The organism is Galactobacillus timonensis (assembly GCF_900240265.1).
Taxonomy (GTDB): Bacteria; Bacillota_I; Bacilli_A; order Erysipelotrichales; family Erysipelotrichaceae; genus Bulleidia; species Bulleidia timonensis.
Map to the genome: position 1 here is coordinate 389969 of NZ_LT964739.1, position 19435 is coordinate 409403.

Below are 19435 nucleotides of genomic sequence, written 5' to 3' on the forward strand. Positions count from 1 at the left end.
TTTTCAAAAGCTCACTTGTGATAGGGCTCATGGGCAAGAATCCGGTGCGCCCGGTAAATCTGCTCCAGTACCAGGATCCGGCAAAGAGTATGCGGAAATGTATTGACCGACAGCTTCCAACGATAGTCTGCCCGATGGATCAGATCAGGACTGACGCCCAGCGAACCGCCGATCACAAAATCAATCCGGCTGCAGCCATGCGCATGCAGATCGGAAAGCATTCCGCTGAAGGCAATGGAATCCATCTCTTTTCCCGCAAGATCCAGCAGAATCACATACTCCTGCGGTTTAATCTGCCTCAGCAGCCGTTCCCCTTCAATCTTCTTTACCTGCTGGTTCTCGGCATCGGAGTTGGTCTGCGGCGCCGGCTCATCGTCGACTTCCACCATTTCGATCTTTTCATAGGGCATGATGCGTTTCATATACTCGGCAATGCCTTCACGCATCCACTTTTCCTTCAGCCTGCCGCAGGAAATAATCCGAATCATTGCAGCGTAACGCTCACTTCCACAACATCCTGACCACGCTGTACATTAAAGGTCACCATCTGCATCGGCACACAGGTATACAGGAAACGGCGAAGATCCTCGATATCCGAAAAGCTCGCATCCCCGCTGCTGAGAATCACATCGCCCGTACGCATTCCTGCTTCTTCCGCCGGCGACTGGGCTGCCACACTGGATACCATCACACCTTCCAACAGATCCAGCGCCACATTCAGTGAACTCTTCTCATAGGTTTCAAGATTCGCCACATTCTCAACAGCCGCCCCAAGATAGCCGCGTGTCACTGTTCCGTTGTTTTCCAGCTGCTCAAGAACATCCTGAAGCTCATTGACACCGACCGCTGATACGCTGGCCCCGTAGGTTCCGCTGATCATGCCGACCAGCTCGCCGGAAAGATTCACCAGCGCACCGCCCTGCATTGCCGTCTGATAGTCCATGTCCGTTTCCAGCATCTCGATCATGCCATAGCGTCCGTTGGACGAATGAACCTGCTGACCGGGCTGACCGCTGACACCGAAGCTGATCGGAAAACTGTTTGTCGCCGAGCTTGTAGCGCCAAGCGCAATGACGTATTCCCCCGCCTTGACCAGGGAAGAATCACCAAAGCTCAGCACCGGGCACTCAACCCCGGGTACCATGGTCACGACAGCCGCATCGCTGATCGAATCGTAGCCGACCACCGTCCCCTCGACGAGGGCACCACTGGCCAGACGCACCTCAATATCAGTCCCGTTGGTCACCAGACCGCTGCTGGTCAGCACATAGTACGTATCACCATCCTGCTTGTAGATGATACCGCTGCCGCTCTCCGTACCGTCGATGATCATTCGCACCATCGACCTGCGCACCGAAGCAGCTGCCGTCGTAATGTCCGACACATAGCCGTTGACCGTATGCGTCACGACTTCATTGGCCCCCGGGGTCGCATTCGGCATCGACGTCTCAACCGAAGACTGCTGACGCAGCGAATGAAGCTCAGTGCTCAGAATCACATTCCATACCAGCAGACCACACAACACTGCCCAGATCAACTTTTTCATCGCTGCCTCCCCGTATCATTTCGAACTGTCCCGCCGCCGCTAGCTGCAGGTGCGGATTCAGCGAATCCTTCACCTGCTGCAGCGCCTGTGCTGCCGCGGACAGTGCTTTCTGCCGCGTATTGGCTTCCTGGGAAATATGCGCCAGAACAATCTGTTTCGTCCGCGGCGTAACGATTTCCTGCAGCAAGGAAGCGCAGTCTTCGTTGCAAAGATGCCCGTCATCGCCCGCAATCCGTGCCTTCAGATAAGCCGGCCGGCTCGTGTGCATGAGCATCTCAACGTCGTGGTTGCTCTCAAGGATGATGTAATCCGCACCCTTGAGCAGCGGCACATAGCTGTACTTCACATAGCCTGTATCCGTAATGTAAACCAGCTTCTCCTGCCAGCTTTGAAAGATGTAGCCGACCGTATGCGGCGCATCATGGCTCAGCTCCACCGGCGTCACCGTCAGATGCCCGATCGTCAGCGGCTTCTCCGGCTCAATATGCTGCGTAGGAACTTTGAGATCGACTGGCGAATAGATCAGATGATCCGCAAACATGCCGACCTGCGCCACATGATCGGAATGATCATGCGTAATCAGCACCGCATCAATCTCTGATGGATCAAAGCCCAGCTGCTCAAAGCACTGGTTCAGATAGCGCTTCGTCGATCCGCAGTCCACCAGAATGCAGGTATGCTCATCCCGTAGAAGAAACGAATTGCCTTTTGAACCGGAGCACAATAGTGCAAATTTCATCATATCGTCGCGTCACAGTCGAGGAACTCGCAGGGATCATGAAGTTCCCGGTTCCCGTTCTCATCTTTCTGGAATATGAAGAAGTGTACATGCGGACCCGTCGCCCGGCCCGTCATACCGATCTGACCGATCACATCACCCTTATCAACAATCGTGCCGACGGCCAGGGGACTGGGCACATACATGTGACCGTAATACGAATACCAGCCGTCGTTGTGATTGATGATCACATAGTTGCCCGAAATCGGATCATAGCTGTTTTCCTCGATGACACCGCGGTCCGCCGCATAGATCGGACCGTAGCGATCGTAGAAGTTCTGAATATCATCCGCCTCATGGTTTGCGTAGCATCCCCAGGCGCAGCTGATATGTACATTGTCCACCGGCCACCGCCAGATGCCCGTACCATAGCCGGGAATCTCTAATGTACCAACCGTAATGATTTCATCCACCGGCTGCAGCGTCTCAACCGAACTGATCTTTTCACCGGAAATCAGGACGCCGTTGATCCACCGTTCCGAATACACGGTATTCTGCGAACCGTTGACGCCCGCCTGCTTCACAAACGACTCGCCCTCACGCACCGTATCATCTTCCTGGTAAATCGTGCTTGGATAGATCGTCTCCTGACGCATCGACTCCTGCGTCACCACGACATCGATCGGCGACGTAAAGTACGTAACGCACAGTACTTCGCCCTCATTGAGCACCTGGTTCACATTGGAAATCTTGTCCCGGTTCAGATTCATGACCTGTGTCGCCGAAAGACCGTTGTTCTTGGAGCCGACACCGGCAACTGTATCGTAGCGCTCCACCGTATAGTATTCCCGATCCTGATTGTCCCCATACTCCAGATAATCCAGAATCTCTTCCTTCGTCGTCTTGATATCCGAAGGACTTGCATAGTCATCGCGCGTCGTAATCGTCTGCGAAATCGAAATGCCCGTCGCCCGCGAACCATAGGCTGTCAGCTCCCCGGTACTTTGTCCCGCACTCAGAGCCGCAAGATCACTCTGCGAAATGAACATCGAAAGAAAATCCTGCATCGCCTGCTGGTAAAGATCCGCATTGGCTACCGCAATCTCCGCATACACACCGGAATCATCCGAAAAATCAACGACCGTCGCCGCCAGAGAAAACAGCTCATTGTCATGAAGATAGGAGAAGATGTCATCATCCACATTCTGATAGACAAAGTAGCTCTGCTCCTCTTCCACGTACACATCCTTGCCAAGTGCCACCGAAGAATCCGGAAATGTCTCGGCATAGTCATCGGCATACACCTGCTTCAGATAGGCATTCAGCCGGTTCTGCGAACTCAGCACACCGATCAGCTGACCAGCGTTGTAGATCTTCTGAACCGTATGCGGCTCACTGTCAATCCTGAGAATACTCTGGCTCACCGCCGACGTCTCACTGTCACGGCCGCTGTATACGGCAACGGAACGGTTCATTAACGCCGGCAGCCCCATCACAATAAACAGCGCCCCCAGAAACGAAGCAACCAGTACCAGAAACTTCTTCATCAGCGCTGCTCCTGACTGTATTCAATGTTCATCAGCGCATTCGTCGACGCCTCGAACATCAGATTGAACTTGCCCGTTGCACCGTTACGATGCTTGGCAATGTTGATTTCCAACGGCTCCGATCCGTTCTTATCCGCCTCATCCTTGGCCGCCGGATTGTAGTAGCTGTCACGATACAGCATCAGAACAATATCCGCATCCTGCTCAATGGCACCGGATTCACGCAGATCCGACAGCATCGGCCGCTTATTCTCACGCTGCTCAACGGCACGGGACAGCTGCGAAAGCGCAATGACCGGAACATTCAGTTCACGCGCCAAAGCCTTCAATGCACGCGAAATATCGGACACCTCCTGCTGACGCGACACATCGTTGGTCGCCCGCGATCCGGTGATCAGCTGAATATAGTCGATCAGCACAAGCGAAAGACCCTCCTGCTGCTGCAGACGCCGGCACTTTGAAAAGATCTGCGGCACCTTCGAACCCGGCGTATCATCAATAAAAATCTTCGAACGCTTCAGTTGCTGCGCCGCATCCGAAACCCGCTGCCAATCATCGTCCTTACCAAGATCGCCCGTCTTCAGCTTGTCGCCGGCTACCCGTGACTTTGCCGACAGAAGACGCATGCCCAGCTGATCCGCACTCATTTCCAGCGAAAAGATCGCAACCGCCTTCTGCGGCGCATAGGCTGCCGCATTCAGCGCAAAGTTCAGCATCACCGCCGTCTTTCCCATCGAAGGACGCGCCGCCAGAATATCGAGATCCCCGTTCTGCAGACCGTGTGTCATCTTGTCAAACTCACGGAAACCGGTCTTCAGACCCGTTACCACCGAATGGTTTTCACTGCGCAGCTTGATCTGTTCCAGAACGTTGTTCATGATCTCCGGCGCCGTCTTGAACTCACTGGTCCGCCGGTTGCGCGACACATCAAGAACCGCCTTCTCCGCCGCATCGAGGTAGGCATCAATATCCGGCTGCCCCTCTTCCAGACCCTTGCGCGCAATCTCCTCCGTCGCCGCAATCATCTTGCGGATCAGAGCCTTATCCTGAATCTGATGCACATACTCCCGCGTATTGCTCGAAGTTACGGACGCATCAGTCAGCTGCGTCAGATAGGCAAGGCCCCCAACACGGTCCAGCTCCCCCTGATCCTTCAAACGCGTCGCCGCCGACGTCAGATCAATGATCGTACCATCCTGATACAGCGAAAGAAGCGCATGAAAAATACGCCGGTTCGCCTCGACGAAAAAATCATCCTCATTCAGCCCCATTTCAATCGCCGTCTTGGCCGCATTGTCATAGAGCATCATCGTCCCAAGAAGACTCGCCTCAGCTTCTACAGCCGAAGGCAGCGCATGCACCGCCATTGCCTCAGCCCTCAGATCCGACAATATGAACGTTGACCGTACCGATCACACCCTTATACAGCTCCACGCGTACCCTGGATGTCCCCAGGCCGCTGATCGAATAGTTATCGATAAACTTCCGCTTATCCAGATGAATATCGTACTTATCACGCAGCTGTTCAACGATCGCCTTCGTCGAAACCGAACCGAACACGCGGCCGTTCTTCGAATTCACCTTGAACTCCAGCGTAATCGTCTCCAGACGCTTGGCAAGCTCCTGGGCCTTCTGCTTCTCAGCGGCATCTTCCGCCGCCTCCTCTTCCTTCTGCTTCGCCAGAATCTCCATCGAATGCTCCGTTGCCGGCACTGCCAGCCCGCGGGCAATCAGAAAGTTGCGGCCAAAGCCGTCCGCAACCTCCACCACTTCACCTCTCTTACCGACTTTCTTTACGTCCGTCTTCAGAATCACCTTCATCGCTCTGATCCTCCTTAAAATATGTATCAATCGTCTTCAACAGCTCCGCCTGCAGATCATCAATCGAACACTTGTCCCGCTGCAGAGCCGCCATCGTCATATGACCGCCGCCGTGCATCTTTTCCATGATCACCTGCACATTCACCTTACCGTTGGAACGTGCACTGACCGCCGTCTCATTGTCATTGTCATTTGCCAGCACAAAGGCCGCATCCACATTCTGAATCTCCATGATTGAATCCGCCACCTGCGACATCATCGACCTGCTCAACACCATATCCTTCACCGGACACAGCACAATGTTATTCGCATAGCGTTGACTCATCGAAATTGCCCGTGCCTTGATCGAGAACTCCTCATACGAATCCTTCAGCCAGTCATCCACCAGCTGCGGATCCGCACCTGCCTGACGCAGCTGGGCCGCCGCCTCATAGGTACGAGCACCGGTACGGTTATGGAACCGTCCCGTATCAATCGTCATACCCGCCAGCATCACGTTGGCATCCAGCTCACTCAACTCAATCTGATTCGAAATGTACGGCAGCAGCTCCACAATCAGCTCACTGGCCGACGAAGCACCCGCCTCAATATAGACCAGCACTGGCTTCACACCCATCTCCGTCGAACGGCGGTGATGATCAATCACAACCACCTGCTTCGCCTCTTCCAGAAGTTTCGAACCGTTCGACTGCTTGCTATTGTGATGATCCACCATCACCGTCAGCGTCTTGTCACCCAGCTGATTGATCGCCTCATTCTCTGTCACAAAGTGCACTTCCTGATCCAGCTGGGCAAGATGCGCCTGCACAACACTGTTGAGTTTCTCCTCAATGCCGCCGGTCTTGGCAATCAATACCACCGGCTTATGAAGTGCCGCCGCAACGCGTGCCACACCAAGAGCCGAACCCATACAGTCAAAGTCCATATTGCGATGACCGCAGATCACAACGTTGCTCGAACGCGAAATCAGCTCCCTCAGCGTATGCGCCATGACCCGCACACGGACACGGCTGCGCTTCTCGGTCGCCTCTGTACTGCCGCCGAAGTAGACAACATCTTCCCCGGCCTTCTGAACGACCACCTGATCGCCGCCGCGTGCCTGGGCCAGATCCATCAGCTTGTTGACCGTATCATCCATCTGCTCAAAGGTCATGGTTCCGCGCGCAAACGCCATCGAAAGCGTAATCGCCGCATCCTGTTTCTGCGCCGCCTTGCGCACCGTATTGAGAATCGAGAAATGATCCGCCGCAAGATCCGAAAAGATCTTCTCATCCAACAGAAGAAAATAGGAATCATTCGAAACCCGCTTCACCAGAATTCCATGATCCTTGCAGTACTGCGTAAACGGAGAACGGACCGCCAGCGAAATCGCCGCCACCGTATTGTCCTCCTCAAACTGCGTCGCCTCATCAAAGTTGTCCAGCGACGCCATGCCGATGACTGTACGGCCTTCTTCCAGTTCCGTCTGCGTCCGGCTCAGCTCCGTCACATCTTTGAAGAAAAGAACCGGCTCATCTTCCTTGCGCGTAATCTCATACAGCCGATCATCCAGCTGCACACTGACCTGATCCACCGTCCCGTTGATCAGCGGCTCCGCTTCCGGCAGCCACGAAAGGACACGCGTACCGATCCGGTTGATGCCCCGCTTCTCAAACAGTTCACTCATCCAGGTGATGACATGGGCCTCGTCATACATGACCATGCCTGTTTCCGCAAACAGGAACGCATCCGAAGCCGCCGAGCCGACCACTTCACTGATGCCACGCTGCGCCTCATCATTCATCGTATCGAAGCGGTCCATTGCCCAGAACAGGAACACCGCCTCAATGATCAGAATGATCGTAGCCGAGAAGATGCCCTTGTCCAGTCCCACGCGGAACAGAAACAGAAGCGCCGCCTCCACCACCAGAAGAATGATGACCATCCGTTTCATGTCACTGATTTTTTTCTGCATGCGAATTGCCTCCGTTGGCAAGAATCTGATCGTGCAGGCTTGCACTAATGTAGAGGAACCCGAGCACCATCGCCACATAGCTCAGACTGAGCGCCACGATGAATGCCAGAATCCCGTAAAGTACGCGACGCTTCGCATTGCCCCGCAGAGCAAGCATCCCCGCCACCGCAATCATACCGAAGAAGATCAAATAGAAATAACCGATCAGCCCGTATGCCTGCAGCACCGATAACAGCGTCGCATTTACGATTGTATGCGTATTGGTCCAGATATAGATTACAAAACCCGCCAGCGCCGCATAGCCTGTCCACTTTGGCGGATAGTACAGCAGCAGAGGCTGGGCCGCCTCCACAGGGAAACGCAGCCGCTTCAACATCAGCCGGCTCAGAACATGGGTCACATAGCCCTCCAGAACGCCGGAAAGAATTGCCGTCACAATGATCAGCTCCCGGATCATGCTCGAAAGATCCACATTCGACGGCATCGTTAATCCGCTCTGCTCAAATGCCTGGTTCATCATGTTCGTCATTTCCGCCGTCTGCTTCGTCAGATCATACCCGAGCATCGCCGAAATAATGACCGTATCGATCAGATTGACGATGACACCGATGACCATCGCCTCAATGACCAGCTGGTTCTGCGGACGCTTATTGTAAATGCCGCACCCGTACGCCATACCAAGAAATCCTTCCGCAGCCACATAGAAGATGTACTGCGGCGTCGTCACCACAAAGGCCACCAGGATCAGTGCCGCATACACCGCCCAGCTTCCCTTCCAGCCGTATTTGGCTCCATAGAACACCATCGGCAGCGGCATGATGAACATCAGATAGTATGTCAGCGTATTTGCCAGAGCACGGTCCAGCAGGAGGAAGACCGCCGTAATGGCAATCATCATCGCCCCGTCTGTCAGTCTGCGCACATTTTTGTTCACTAAAAAACCTCCGTTCCCGGTTTGGACTATTATAGCATCCGGTATGTTAAACTGTTGACAGCCAGGAGGCTGTAATGAAGATCCTATACGAGAATGACGCCGAAGCCTGCTCCTTTCCCTATCATTTTGAAATCGAACAGGACGAGACGACCGGTCAATCCATTTGCGTATGCATCAGCTACGTCTATAAAAATCTGAACATCGATGACAACAGCAGAGACTCCGTCAACGAAGAACTCGGAAACATCCCAACCATCAAAGGCAGCCACTACGAACTCGACAGCAACATGATTGTCTACTGCACCGAACGCAGCGTGCGCGAACACGGTGACGGCGTCGACAACGAAGTTGATACCCGCCGTTCCTTCATCGAAGACTACCTTGAAACAGCCGATGCGGTCCGCGCCATCGCCAGGCGCTATGGCGGAAAGACCTGCAAAACCGAATTCATCATCGACGACTGAACCACGAAAAAACTGCCTCGCGGCGAGGTTGCTGACAAAGTAGGGGTTGAAAACTTAATCACTGATGAAAATCCTGGCCAGTATCAGAACCGGCCAGGATTTTTCTGCCTTTCGGAAGAGTAAGTGAGAAAAAGAGAGGATTATTCCTTATCTGGTGCCCCCTTAACGCTTGTTTCCAGTGTTTTTATCCTCTTCAGGTTCACAAGAAAAATCGATACTGCTGCCTGTATCGTCATTCCGTTCATTCCGCACGCATGGGCATTTCCATAATCGAGGGTCTGCTTCAGTTCCGCATTTTTAGCCTCGATCTTGTATCGCTCAGCATATAGTTCTCTGAATTCATCTGACTTCATGTAATCCATCTGAGCAATATGCGTATCTGATTTGATCTTTACCGAGTAGGTTTTTGACTTCGCGCCTTCCTTGTAACAGCCGTTTCGCAAAGGACAGTTTCTGCATTTCTCTACATCGAAGAAATAGGTAACTACTTTTGTATCAGAACCATTCGCTGCTTTCTCCTGACCGCCTTTGCTTTTTCTGACTGCCATATGTCCTGCCGGGCATACATACATCCCGGCATCCTTGTTGAACTCAAACTCTTTCTCCCGGCTTCCATGTAGAACATTCTCACTCAGCTTTGATGCCAGCTTGATTCCTTTTTCTGAGGTGTATTCAATATTGTCTTTCTCGGAATATGCACCATCACCAATCAGAGCGTCCACGGTTACTCCTGCGTCTTCTGCTTTCTCAATCAGATCTGCAGCCTGCTTGCCGTCATGTTTCTCTCCGGTTGTCACTGCCGCACTCACAATGACTCTGTCCGTGGTCATGGCAATATGCGTCTTATACCCGAAGAAGGAAGTGTCTGCAGTTTTGTGCCCCACTTTCGCATCCGGATCTCTGGAGAATTCAAACTGTTCACTCGTGTCTTCCACTCCTTCTTTCAGGTAATTGAGACGTTCCTGGATATCCGGTATCTTCTGAAGCCGTTCATCTGAAGCGATCAGATCCAGCAATTCCTTGCAGTATTCGATTTCATCCTCCAGAAGACCGCTGCTTTCCCGCTTCTTCGGCATTCTGCCCTTCATGGTTTCATCCGCTGCATATACAGACTTTCTCAGTTCCTTTGCCCGCCTGATCAGTTCCTCACGCGGAGAAATATGCTGGTAGAGTGCATTGGTATGAGTGGAATCGACGATGATCTTTTCATGATCATGAATGACTCCTTTCTTCTTCCCGATTTCAACAGTCTTGCCAATCAGCACATCCAGCAGGTCGGTATCCTTGAGTCTGGTTCTGCGGAATTTGGTAAGCAGGCTCGGATCAATGAATTCAGTTTCCTCAGGCCTATAGCCCAGAAAGTATTTCATTTCCATATCATACCGGACTCTTTCAATCAGATCACGATCACTGAGCTTGCGTGCGGTCTTAAGAAGCAGATATTTGAACAGCAGTACCGGATCAGCTGCAGTTCTGCCCATACAGTCGCTGTAGTTCTTCTGAACTTCTTTTGCAACAAAAGAGAAGTCAATCGTTTCGTTCATCTGACGCCAGAAGTTATCTCTAGGGATCAGAATATCGTAGAGCCCGTTATAAGAGCCAAGATCCAACTGGGGCATATCAATCATTCTTAGCATAAAGACACCTCCGGAGTATAGTTATATTATACGCCATGCATGCATGCGTTTCAATCAAAACATGAAGAAAAAGCGCATAATCGACGCATTTCTGCAGATTACGCGCTTATCATTGTGAATCATAAATCCACACTCGGGTCATTCAGAGGTTAAATGTTAAAGCAAAATCGGTTATTCGATAACCGTACTTTTTCAGCAGTCTCCCTCGCGGCAGCTTTTCTTTTGATCTGATTCCTTAGTCAGCGACGTAAGGCAGAAGAGCCATCTGACGGGCACGCTTGATTGCGACCGCCAGCTTGCGCTGATACTTGGAGCTCGTACCCGTAACACGGCGCGGAAGAATCTTGCCGTTGGCGGAAATGAACTTCTTCAGCAGCTCAACATCCTTGTAATCGATGTACTTGATGTTATTCTTCGTGAAATAGCAGACCTTGCGTCCACCCATTCTCTGCTTCTTGAATGGCATTTCATTATCTCCTTTCAATTAGAAGGGCAGGTCATCACTGGAAATGTCCAGATCAGGACCCGTATCAAAATCCTCAGAGTTCGACGGCGAATTAGCCGAAGACGAAGCCACGCTCTCATAGCTTGGAGCCGGCGACGAATAGCTGCCGGTATTGCCATAGCTCTGATCCGCAGAACGATTCTGCGACGCGCTGCGGCTCTCCAGAAGCTGCACATTGTCTGCCACAACATCCGTAGTGTAGACTTTCTGCCCGCTCTGATTCGTATAGCTGCCCGTCTGAATGGAGCCCTCGACACCGATCAATGTACCCTTTCTCCCATAGGAGCCAAGGAAATCGGCACGCTGCCTCCAGGCAATGCAGCTGATGAAGTCAGCGGTCGGCTGCTGACCATTGCCCCCGTTTCCGTTATCGCGGCTGCTGGAAACACGGCGATCAACGGCAACGGTAAAACGAGCCATCGAGATTCCGCTTGCTGTCTTGCGAACCTCAACGTCGCGCGTCAGGCGCCCAACCAGAACAACACTGTTCAGGCTGCCTGCCATACTTACTTAGCCTCCGGAACCGGAGCATCATCCGTATTCACGATCATATGGCGAACAATGCTGCCATTGATGCGCATCAGACGGTCAAGTTCCTTTTCCGTATCTGCGTTCGACTCAAAGTCAACTACAACGTAGTAGCCCTTGGTCATATCGTCAATTTCATACGCAAAATCACGCATACCCCATTCATTGGTGCCGGTGACCTTGCCGCCGTTGCTGGTGATAATGTTAGCCATATCCGCAATCAGCTGCTTGCGCTTGTCCTCATCGACATTCGCATTGACGATGTACATTACTTCGTACTTGCTCATTTTGTACACCTCCTTCTGGTCTAAAGCGGGCATTTCTGCCAAGGAGAGAAAATCCTCCAGCGGGATTTCCACTCGCCGAACTATCTTAACAAATTCAAAGATGCCTGTAAACTGCTATTTTTCAGGCTTTTCCGCCAGCGGAACCCAGATTTCACTGTAATACTTTGACATATCTTCCACCGGCTCCGTATACATCTCCAGCGAATATCCCGGAATAATCGGATGATCCCCGTTATGCGCAGGAACCCACTCCTGCCACACTTTCGTATTCACCTTCTGCAGCGCATCCGGCAATGCCCCGTGCGCAGGAAACACAGCCCACCTGCCGCCCGGAATCTCTACCGCCTCCATATCAGCTTCCAGCTTCATCCAGGGCAGATACACGTCTCCAATCACATAATGCATACCCGTTTCGCCCATCTGACAAAGTCCGAACATTCCCTTTAACGCCAGCGGATTGCGGCGCTTGTTGAACGTATCCCAGAAGACAGGAATCTCTTCATAGCAGCGCTCATAGGGAACATCCATTCCGTAGCCGACAATGGTAAATGCCTTCTTCTCATCGAAATACTGTTCCATCACCATACCTCTCAGCGGTACATCCGGCTGCCATGGCTGCTCGAATAGCGATTCTCCCTGGCCGCAGCTTCCTTTTCCCTGGAGCGGCTGCGCCACCATAACATCCCGAGAAACGCCGTCAGAAGCCCCATCAGCAGCACCAGCAGCCAGTTCAGCGACACATACAGTGACCCGCCCGCAACCGTCTCAACCAGAATATTGCGCTTCTGCGCAAAGACATACATCTGCCGCTCACCGATCAATACCAGCACCAGCGACGCAAGGCTTAAAAGAAAACAATAGAACAACGGATCCGACTTTTTCATGATTGTGGGAACTCCTGCTGAACTCAGCCTAGCATTTGTATGATTTCTTCACAATACCCGCCACCGATTCTTCACCGAATTTTAATAAAAGACGGGTGATTGCTCACCCGCCTCAGTCTGCCGTCGCCGCAATGATCCGACGATAAATATCCTTCAGTTCCGCGACCTGCTCATCGTTCATCTGCGCATCTTCGCTGTCCAGCGAAAAGCTGTCAACGAGTGACAGATGATGGCCGACAATTTCACCGTTCTTTACGCCAATGACTTCCGGAATCTGGAACGCCGGCTTGCCGTCCTCGTCCTTTTCCAGAATCGGCGAAATGTAGCCCAGCAGCTCCTGATACACTTCCTGACTCTTTGTCGCATCGACCGAGCCGTCTGCCGCTGTTGCCAAAGGCTGTGACGCATCGATGTAATAGATTGTTACACCGGTTTCCTGCGCAACTTCATCCAGCACCGGCACAGCACGCTGGCACCAGGGACAGTTGGTGCGGCCATAGTACAGAATGCCGCTGCCCTTTTCCGTAAACATCCGGATCGACTCCTGGAATGTCGTCTCCACAAAGGGCGGATCCGTATCATACAGCCACTGGTACCCGGTCATATCCGCTTCACTCGTCACAAGATCAACGGAATTGGTAATCGTATATTCCGGCGCACTGCTCGCCTCAGCCGTCGCCGACGCATCAATGTTCAGATTCGGCTTGCATGCCGCCAGCGTCAGCGACATCACGCCCGCCAGGATCAGTTTCACTTTTCTCATTTCTGAACCACCTTCCGTGACTGATAGCCGCTTTCCACTTCTTCTCTCCCTCCGAAGTCATGTGAAAGTGCCGCCGCACGCGCCGCTGCGCAGCCATAGCGGAAGCTGTCCAGCGCATCCATCGAACGCAGCCAGTCCATCAGGAAGCCTGCCTGCATCGCGTCCCCAGCGCCAACCGTAATCACAGCCTTCTCACCATCATCCAGGACATCGCACACATACGTGCCCTGATCACACACCATCCATGCCCGCCGACTGTCATCGCCAAGCACCAGTACATGCTGGGCACCCGCTTCATGCAGAGCCTGTGCCGCCTGTTCAATGGCCGCATCATCACCATTACGCTGGCCAAGATCACGCACCCGCCGCTTCACCATAAACGGCCGGCGTGCCAGTGTCTTTTCAATGATTTCAATATTGGTATCGAGACAGATCTTCGCCCCGCATTCTTCCCCTGCCGCAAGCATCTGATCAACCGTATCAAACAAATATTCCTGACAATGTCCAGCAAGCACAAAGTAGTCGCCATCGTTGAGACGTTCCACCTTTTCCTTCAGTTTCTTCATGTCAGAATCCGTGATCGCCGGACCATCGACATTCAGCTCCGTCTCTTCCTTATTGTCCGCAACCTTCACATTGATCCGCGTCTGCTGCGGAATGTAGGTAAAGCTCGGCTCAATGTAGGGATACTGCTGCAGCAGCTGCACATAGAAATCACGCACAAAGCCGCCAAGGAATCCCGTAGCCCGCGAAGGAATCTGCAGATTGTTCAGAACAACCGACACATTGATGCCCTTGCCGGCCGGACGAAAGTACTGCATCGCAGCACGGTTCATCGCCCCGTTCTTTACCCGCTTGTCAAACTCAAGAAAATAATCCAGCGACGGATTCATCGTACATGTCACGATCATAACGAATCCTCCACAGTCCGCTGCGCAATCCTCCGGACCAGCTTCGAAGCCGTTTCCAGCTCCTCCACGACACAGTATTCATAGCGCCCGTGGAAATTGTTTCCGCCCGCGCCCAGGTTCGGACACGGAAGACCCTGATAACTCAGCGTCGCACCGTCCGTACCGCCGCGGATCGGCTCCTTGTACGGATCCAGGCCAAGATCGTTCATCGCCTCCCAGGCAATCCTGGAAACCTGGGGATGCTGATCAAGAATCTCCTTCATGTTTCTGTACTGCTTCGCAAAGGTAATTTCACAGGTACCTTCACCATAGAAGGCATTGATCCACTCCGCATCCTTCGCCATCAGATCCATCATTTTCTGCAGCTTACCGGCATCGTGATCACGCAGAATGTAGCTCAGCTGCGCATGCTCCACATCACCGCTCATCGAGCGCAGCGAAATGAAGCCCTCTTTGCCTTCTGTATGCTCTGGCGTAAGTGCCTCCGGCAGAAGGCTCTGGAACTTTGCCGCCGCCGCTGCCGCATTGATCAGCTTGTTCTTCGCATCGCCCGGATGAATCGCAAAGCCCGTGAACTTCACATCCGCACTGCCCGCATTGAAGTTTTCATCCGAGAAACCGCGCACCGAATCACCATCCACCGTATAGGCAAAGGCAGCACCGAACTCCTTCAGATCAAACAGATCCGCACCCTCGCCGATTTCCTCATCCGGCGTAAAGGCAACCGCAATCCGCCCGTGCTCCGCCTCCGGATGATCCTTCCAGTACTCCAGCGCATCCATGATCGCCGCAATACCGGCCTTATCATCCGCACCCAGCAGGGTCGTACCATCCGTCACAATCAGCGTCTTCCCCTTCAGATCCCGCATATAAGGAAACGAATCCATCTTCATCACGACGCCATTGCCAAGGTCAATATCCTTACCGTCAAAGTTCTCAATGATCCGTGGCTTCACATCTTTGCCCGAATAATCCGGCGCCGTATCCATATGGGCAATGAAGCCCACCGTCGGAACATCCTTCACAACATTGCTATCCAGATGCCCGTACACATAGCAGTGCTCATCCACGTGCGCATCCGCGATGCCAAGCGCCTTCAGCTCCTCAACAAGTATCTTTGCCAGATCAAATTCCCGCATCGAACTCGGATGTGTATGAGACTCCGGATCCGAAGTCGTCCACACCTTGCAATATCTGATCAAACGTTCCGCAACCGTCATTGGAATATCTCCTTCCTTACAGTTCTACCATCTTCATTGCGAAGAAGCGGCACTCGAACCACGTATCACCGGGCGAACACATGTAGATACCGGCCCTCGCACCAGCGAGATCAAAGGCCGTGTGCACCCTGCGCAGATCGCGCCACACATCTCCGTTGAAGCTATATTGTACACGAAGATTCCGATCCCCGTATAACACCCGCATCCAGACGCTGCTCACTTCCCCGGCAATCTCGCGGCTCGAACGGTCATCGTTGCCAAGCGCATGGATCTGACACGTCAGATCCGCCGCACCTTCGGTCTTCTCAATGCCCGCCTTGAACCAGAACTCATCCGACTGCCGGATCAGGATTCCGCACTCATTCCCAATCCCGCGAAACTGATACTGCAGATTGACGGAAAACGTAAAAAGCCGCATCTGCGGTCCCAGCAGCCCCAGCGCACCATTGGCAGATCCGCCGAGCCCGTCAAAAACCGTATGCGGCTCACTTTCCATGATCAAACCATCTTTTTCAGGCAGATAATAGGCCGGCTTGCGTACCCAGCTCATTTCTCTGTAACAGACAGTCCGTCTCATTCTTCAATATTAATACATTTCGATGTGAACGATGCGCCCCGTCTTCTTCAGATCCTCGCACATCTCACGAATCAGCGAAATCTTCGCATTCAGCGAGATCGGCGAATAGTTGATCGCATTATGTGCCGGATTATCGCTCGTACCGACCAGGAACCGGATCCAGCGCGACGTCAGAAGCGTCTTTGCCAGCAGCGCCGCCCCGTCCGTCTCCTTCGTCAGAAGGAAGAACTCCATATACGACGCATCACCGGCCGCCCGCGCAATATAGCGCGCCGCCTTCTGCAGCGTCAGCACACCTTCCGTCACCAGATCCACACCCTCAATGTAGCCTTTCGGGGGCACATGGGCATCCAGATTCATCAGATCCACCGGATCCGTTTTCACTTCCGTATGAAGCTGACGCGCCACGATCTCGGAAGTCGTCCCTCCGCAGCAGATCTTCTTTCCCGTCGCCGCCATGAGACGATTGACCACCAGCACATCTTCTTCCCTGTTTAAGGGCGGACCGACCATGACCCGTGTCTCGAGCGCCGCCTCCACATTGATGCAGGCAACCGTACTGTCATCCTGCGGCTTCCCTTCATAGAGATAGTTGACATTTGCCAGCAGAATGCGGCTGATCTCGGCCGGCGGATCAGTCGGGCGCACATGTTCCTCAAGGAACTTTTCCACATCCTTCTGATCCCAGCCGAAGTTGAGCATCATGCCGACGCCCGCATGCAGAACGCCATCCGAAAAGGCAACGAACCGGTCCCCTTCCACCGCATCCAGCGCCGAAAGAAATACCCGCCGCCCCTGAATGTCACGCTCCAGACGATCGGGATGAAACACCCGCCCATCATGCATACATATAACCGCCGGATTGTCGAACTCCGCAATGAAGGCACGCCCATCATAGTAGATCTGCAGAATCGTAAACGTACTGTAGGCAATGCCCCGCTCCCTGCACACGGGCAGCGTCTTGATGATCGTATCCACCGACTCCGTCAGTGACATCCCCTGAACGATCATCTCTGCAATGATGGTCGACGTCAGCGTCGAAAGAATGTTGGCCTTGACGCCTGAACCAAGACCGTCCGCCAGCACCAGCACAACGCAGTCATCACCGCGGCGCACCTGTACACGGTCTCCGCACAGTTCCTCACCCGTCTTGTTCAGTGAGCGCCAGTAGGTATCCACAAACAGCTGATTCCCGTTCATGAGCCCTTCTTGTCAATCGCTTCCTTGAGCTGTGTCAGAGCGACCTTGGAATGTGCCGTCGTCTCTCCCAGCAGCGAAGCGATCTCCTGTACCGTACGCATCTGTTCCTCAATGACCGAATCCGTAATCTTCAGCGTCCTCTCCCGCATTGCCTGCAGCTGACGCGCCTGATTTTCTTCACCGGTACGGTCCATGAGAATAATGACCGTATAGGACGGATCCTCCAGCTTCACGATCGCATGATCGATGACCTTCCTGTACTGCGGATATTCGACCCGCATGTTTTCCGTCTGGCCGGGCTTGGTCATTGAAACGAGCCTCAGCAGCGCATCATCCGGCAGAATGGCCGCCACCGGCATCCCGGTCGGATTCACCATGCCGAGATTTAACATCTCACGTCCCGAAGGATTCATCTCCTGCACCATCCCGTCCTTGTCGAGAACGATGATGCCGTTGGGCGTATTGTCAATGATCACACTGGAAAGGGAACGGGCCTGCTCCAGCGCCATCGGCAGACAGATTGCCGGGTCCGCCCGTCCTTCGAGCACCGCAATCGCCTTCAGCCGGCAGGTCGCATAGCCGCATGCGCCGCAATCATGAATCCGGTCCGGCGACGTTTTTCCTTCCGCAATGAGCTCCGCCTGAATCTCGTCCTCACTGAACGAAGGATGCCACACATATTCCGGCTTCCATTCAGCCGAAACATCCACATCCGCCCTGGCAGGCTGAATCTTCCTGGCAATATCGACATTCTTGCGGATCCTTGCCTGGCCCAGCCATTCATTATGTTTCAGATGCTGCAGAAGCGGACCGCCGAAGCACGAACCGGCACACGCATTCACTTCCACGAAGTACCCCTTCAGACTGCCTTCCTTCATCGCATCCAGCAGCTTCTTCACATTTTCCGTACCGTCCACGTTGACGTAGTTGTACTTCGTATTCTGCGGCAGTGTGGAAAGAATGCCGCCCGGCGTCGGATACAGACGCGCAATCGCATTGGTAAATGAATGCCACGTCTCCTCTTCCTGCGGCAGATGGGAAGACGCAATCCAGTCAATCAGTTCCTCCATTCCGATACACGCATCAACCGCACCCGCAAAGCGCGCATCCTGAATCTCCTTGTACTTGGCGATGCAGGGGCTCAAAAACACCACCTTCGCCTGTGGATGCGCCTTCTTGAGGGCACGTCCGTGCACGATCAAAGGCGAAGCGACAGGCGCCATATATTTCGTCAGCTCCCCGTACTCTTTCTCAATCAGTGTATTGATCGCCGGGCAGCAGGTTGTAATGATATTTTCCATTGTTCCCTGCTCGGCGAGCTGCGCAAAGGCCTGAGAAACCATTGCCGCCCCGACCGCTGTTTCCTCGACATAGGAAAAACCGCGTCCGCGCAGCAGATCTTCAAGCGCATCAAGGTTCGGCCAGATCGCCGCAAAGCTCGGTGCCAGCGACAGGATCACTTCCTGTTTCTCATCGAGCCAGCGCTTCACCTGATCAAGCTGGGAAATAACAGCCTTGGCATCATGGGGACATACGGCATAGCACCGTCCGCACAGAATGCACTCCTCTTCCAGAATTTCCGGCTGATGGTGCACATACGTCATCGCATTGGTCGGACAGGCCCTGACACAGCGCATGCAGTTATGGCACGATGCCTCCTGGAGCCGGATCCAATGAGAGTACGTCATACCATCAGTTCCTGAACTTTAGCTTCTACAAGTGAACGCGCATTTTCCAGCGTCACGCCATCGAGCAGTTCGCCATTGATCCGTACGCCCAGCCCCATGCCGGCCTGACATGCCTTCATGCAGAAGGCACCTTTCAGGGAAACCCTGTCTTCCCAATGATGGTCCGCAACCATCTCCTTCATGATTTCAACGATCCGGCTGCTGCCCTTCACATAGCAGGCACTGCCGATACAGATTTCTACATTGATCAT

The 19435-nt window shown here is 53.3% G+C and carries 22 protein-coding genes; 1 reads left to right on the plus strand and 21 read right to left on the minus strand.

What is annotated here, in order from left to right; all coding sequences use genetic code 11:
• Positions 1 to 11: 11 nt before the first annotated feature.
• The 8 genes from rlmH to C1714_RS01830 are packed head-to-tail and all read right to left on the minus strand — an operon-like array spanning position 12 to position 8520.
• Entirely contained in the window at positions 12 to 488 is a 477-nt protein-coding gene (gene rlmH, locus C1714_RS01795; protein ID WP_102341580.1) for a 23S rRNA (pseudouridine(1915)-N(3))-methyltransferase RlmH, read from the minus strand.
• The gene (locus C1714_RS01800; protein ID WP_102341581.1) at positions 485 to 1546 is read right to left on the minus strand and encodes a S1C family serine protease; all 1062 of its coding nucleotides are present in this window, start codon (positions 1544 to 1546) and stop codon (positions 485 to 487) included. Before C1714_RS01800 ends, rlmH begins: the two co-directional genes overlap by 4 nt.
• A complete protein-coding gene (locus tag C1714_RS01805; RefSeq protein ID WP_102341582.1) occupies positions 1482 to 2288 on the minus strand; it encodes an MBL fold metallo-hydrolase in 807 nt (268 codons plus the stop codon). Before C1714_RS01805 ends, C1714_RS01800 begins: the two co-directional genes overlap by 65 nt.
• Entirely contained in the window at positions 2285 to 3811 is a 1527-nt protein-coding gene (locus tag C1714_RS01810; protein WP_102341583.1) for a M23 family metallopeptidase, read from the minus strand. Before C1714_RS01810 ends, C1714_RS01805 begins: the two co-directional genes overlap by 4 nt.
• On the minus strand, positions 3811 to 5178 hold the full coding sequence (gene dnaB / locus C1714_RS01815) for a replicative DNA helicase (RefSeq protein WP_102341584.1): 1368 nt from the start codon (positions 5176 to 5178) through the stop codon (positions 3811 to 3813). Before dnaB ends, C1714_RS01810 begins: the two co-directional genes overlap by 1 nt.
• Before the next feature lie 4 nt (positions 5179 to 5182).
• Complete coding sequence (gene rplI, locus C1714_RS01820; protein ID WP_102341585.1) at positions 5183 to 5632, minus strand: 50S ribosomal protein L9; 450 nt, start codon at positions 5630 to 5632, stop codon at positions 5183 to 5185.
• Complete coding sequence (locus C1714_RS01825; RefSeq protein ID WP_102341586.1) at positions 5592 to 7586, minus strand: GGDEF domain-containing protein; 1995 nt, start codon at positions 7584 to 7586, stop codon at positions 5592 to 5594. The genes rplI and C1714_RS01825 overlap by 41 nt, the downstream gene beginning before the upstream one ends.
• On the minus strand, positions 7567 to 8520 hold the full coding sequence (locus tag C1714_RS01830; protein WP_102341587.1) for a DUF2232 domain-containing protein: 954 nt from the start codon (positions 8518 to 8520) through the stop codon (positions 7567 to 7569). The genes C1714_RS01825 and C1714_RS01830 overlap by 20 nt, the downstream gene beginning before the upstream one ends.
• Positions 8521 to 8594: 74 nt before the next feature.
• Here C1714_RS01830 and C1714_RS01835 point away from each other — a divergent pair, with 74 nt between their 5' ends.
• Positions 8595 to 8984 carry a hypothetical protein gene (locus C1714_RS01835; RefSeq protein WP_102341588.1) on the plus strand — a complete coding sequence of 130 codons (390 nt, stop codon included), beginning with the start codon at positions 8595 to 8597 and terminating at the stop codon, positions 8982 to 8984.
• Between the two features lie 140 nt (positions 8985 to 9124).
• On the opposite strand, the gene C1714_RS01840 is transcribed toward C1714_RS01835, so the two are convergent.
• From C1714_RS01840 to C1714_RS01900, 13 genes are all read right to left on the minus strand, one after another.
• Positions 9125 to 10612, minus strand: coding sequence for an IS1182 family transposase (locus tag C1714_RS01840; RefSeq protein ID WP_102341589.1), 1488 nt, complete (start codon positions 10610 to 10612; stop codon positions 9125 to 9127).
• 244 nt (positions 10613 to 10856) lie between these two features.
• Positions 10857 to 11087 (minus strand): 30S ribosomal protein S18, encoded by a 231-nt coding sequence (gene rpsR, locus C1714_RS01845; RefSeq protein WP_102341590.1) that lies wholly within the window; start codon positions 11085 to 11087, stop codon positions 10857 to 10859.
• Positions 11088 to 11105: 18 nt separating this feature from the next.
• A complete protein-coding gene (gene ssb / locus C1714_RS01850) occupies positions 11106 to 11630 on the minus strand; it encodes a single-stranded DNA-binding protein (RefSeq protein WP_102341591.1) in 525 nt (174 codons plus the stop codon).
• Between the two features lie 2 nt (positions 11631 to 11632).
• On the minus strand, positions 11633 to 11941 hold the full coding sequence (rpsF, locus tag C1714_RS01855) for a 30S ribosomal protein S6 (RefSeq protein WP_102341592.1): 309 nt from the start codon (positions 11939 to 11941) through the stop codon (positions 11633 to 11635).
• Positions 11942 to 12055: 114 nt separating this feature from the next.
• Positions 12056 to 12520, minus strand: a complete 465-nt coding sequence (locus C1714_RS01860) for a GyrI-like domain-containing protein (RefSeq protein ID WP_167849891.1) — start codon at positions 12518 to 12520, stop codon at positions 12056 to 12058.
• Between the two features lie 11 nt (positions 12521 to 12531).
• Positions 12532 to 12825: a hypothetical protein gene (locus C1714_RS01865; protein ID WP_102341594.1), complete on the minus strand. Its 294-nt coding sequence runs from the start codon at positions 12823 to 12825 to the stop codon at positions 12532 to 12534.
• A gap of 112 nt (positions 12826 to 12937) precedes the next feature.
• Positions 12938 to 13588: a TlpA family protein disulfide reductase gene (locus C1714_RS01870; protein ID WP_102341595.1), complete on the minus strand. Its 651-nt coding sequence runs from the start codon at positions 13586 to 13588 to the stop codon at positions 12938 to 12940.
• Positions 13585 to 14499, minus strand: a complete 915-nt coding sequence (locus tag C1714_RS01875; RefSeq protein WP_102341596.1) for a 1-phosphofructokinase family hexose kinase — start codon at positions 14497 to 14499, stop codon at positions 13585 to 13587. Before C1714_RS01875 ends, C1714_RS01870 begins: the two co-directional genes overlap by 4 nt.
• Positions 14496 to 15719 (minus strand): peptidase T, encoded by a 1224-nt coding sequence (pepT, locus tag C1714_RS01880; RefSeq protein WP_102341597.1) that lies wholly within the window; start codon positions 15717 to 15719, stop codon positions 14496 to 14498. Before pepT ends, C1714_RS01875 begins: the two co-directional genes overlap by 4 nt.
• Before the next feature lie 16 nt (positions 15720 to 15735).
• Complete coding sequence (locus tag C1714_RS01885; RefSeq protein WP_102341598.1) at positions 15736 to 16296, minus strand: DUF1349 domain-containing protein; 561 nt, start codon at positions 16294 to 16296, stop codon at positions 15736 to 15738.
• A gap of 9 nt (positions 16297 to 16305) precedes the next feature.
• Entirely contained in the window at positions 16306 to 17496 is a 1191-nt protein-coding gene (locus tag C1714_RS01890) for a SpoIIE family protein phosphatase (RefSeq protein WP_102341599.1), read from the minus strand.
• A complete protein-coding gene (locus C1714_RS01895) occupies positions 17493 to 19184 on the minus strand; it encodes a [Fe-Fe] hydrogenase large subunit C-terminal domain-containing protein (RefSeq protein ID WP_102341600.1) in 1692 nt (563 codons plus the stop codon). Before C1714_RS01895 ends, C1714_RS01890 begins: the two co-directional genes overlap by 4 nt.
• Positions 19181 to 19435 carry a (2Fe-2S) ferredoxin domain-containing protein gene (locus C1714_RS01900; RefSeq protein ID WP_102341601.1) on the minus strand — a complete coding sequence of 85 codons (255 nt, stop codon included), beginning with the start codon at positions 19433 to 19435 and terminating at the stop codon, positions 19181 to 19183. Before C1714_RS01900 ends, C1714_RS01895 begins: the two co-directional genes overlap by 4 nt.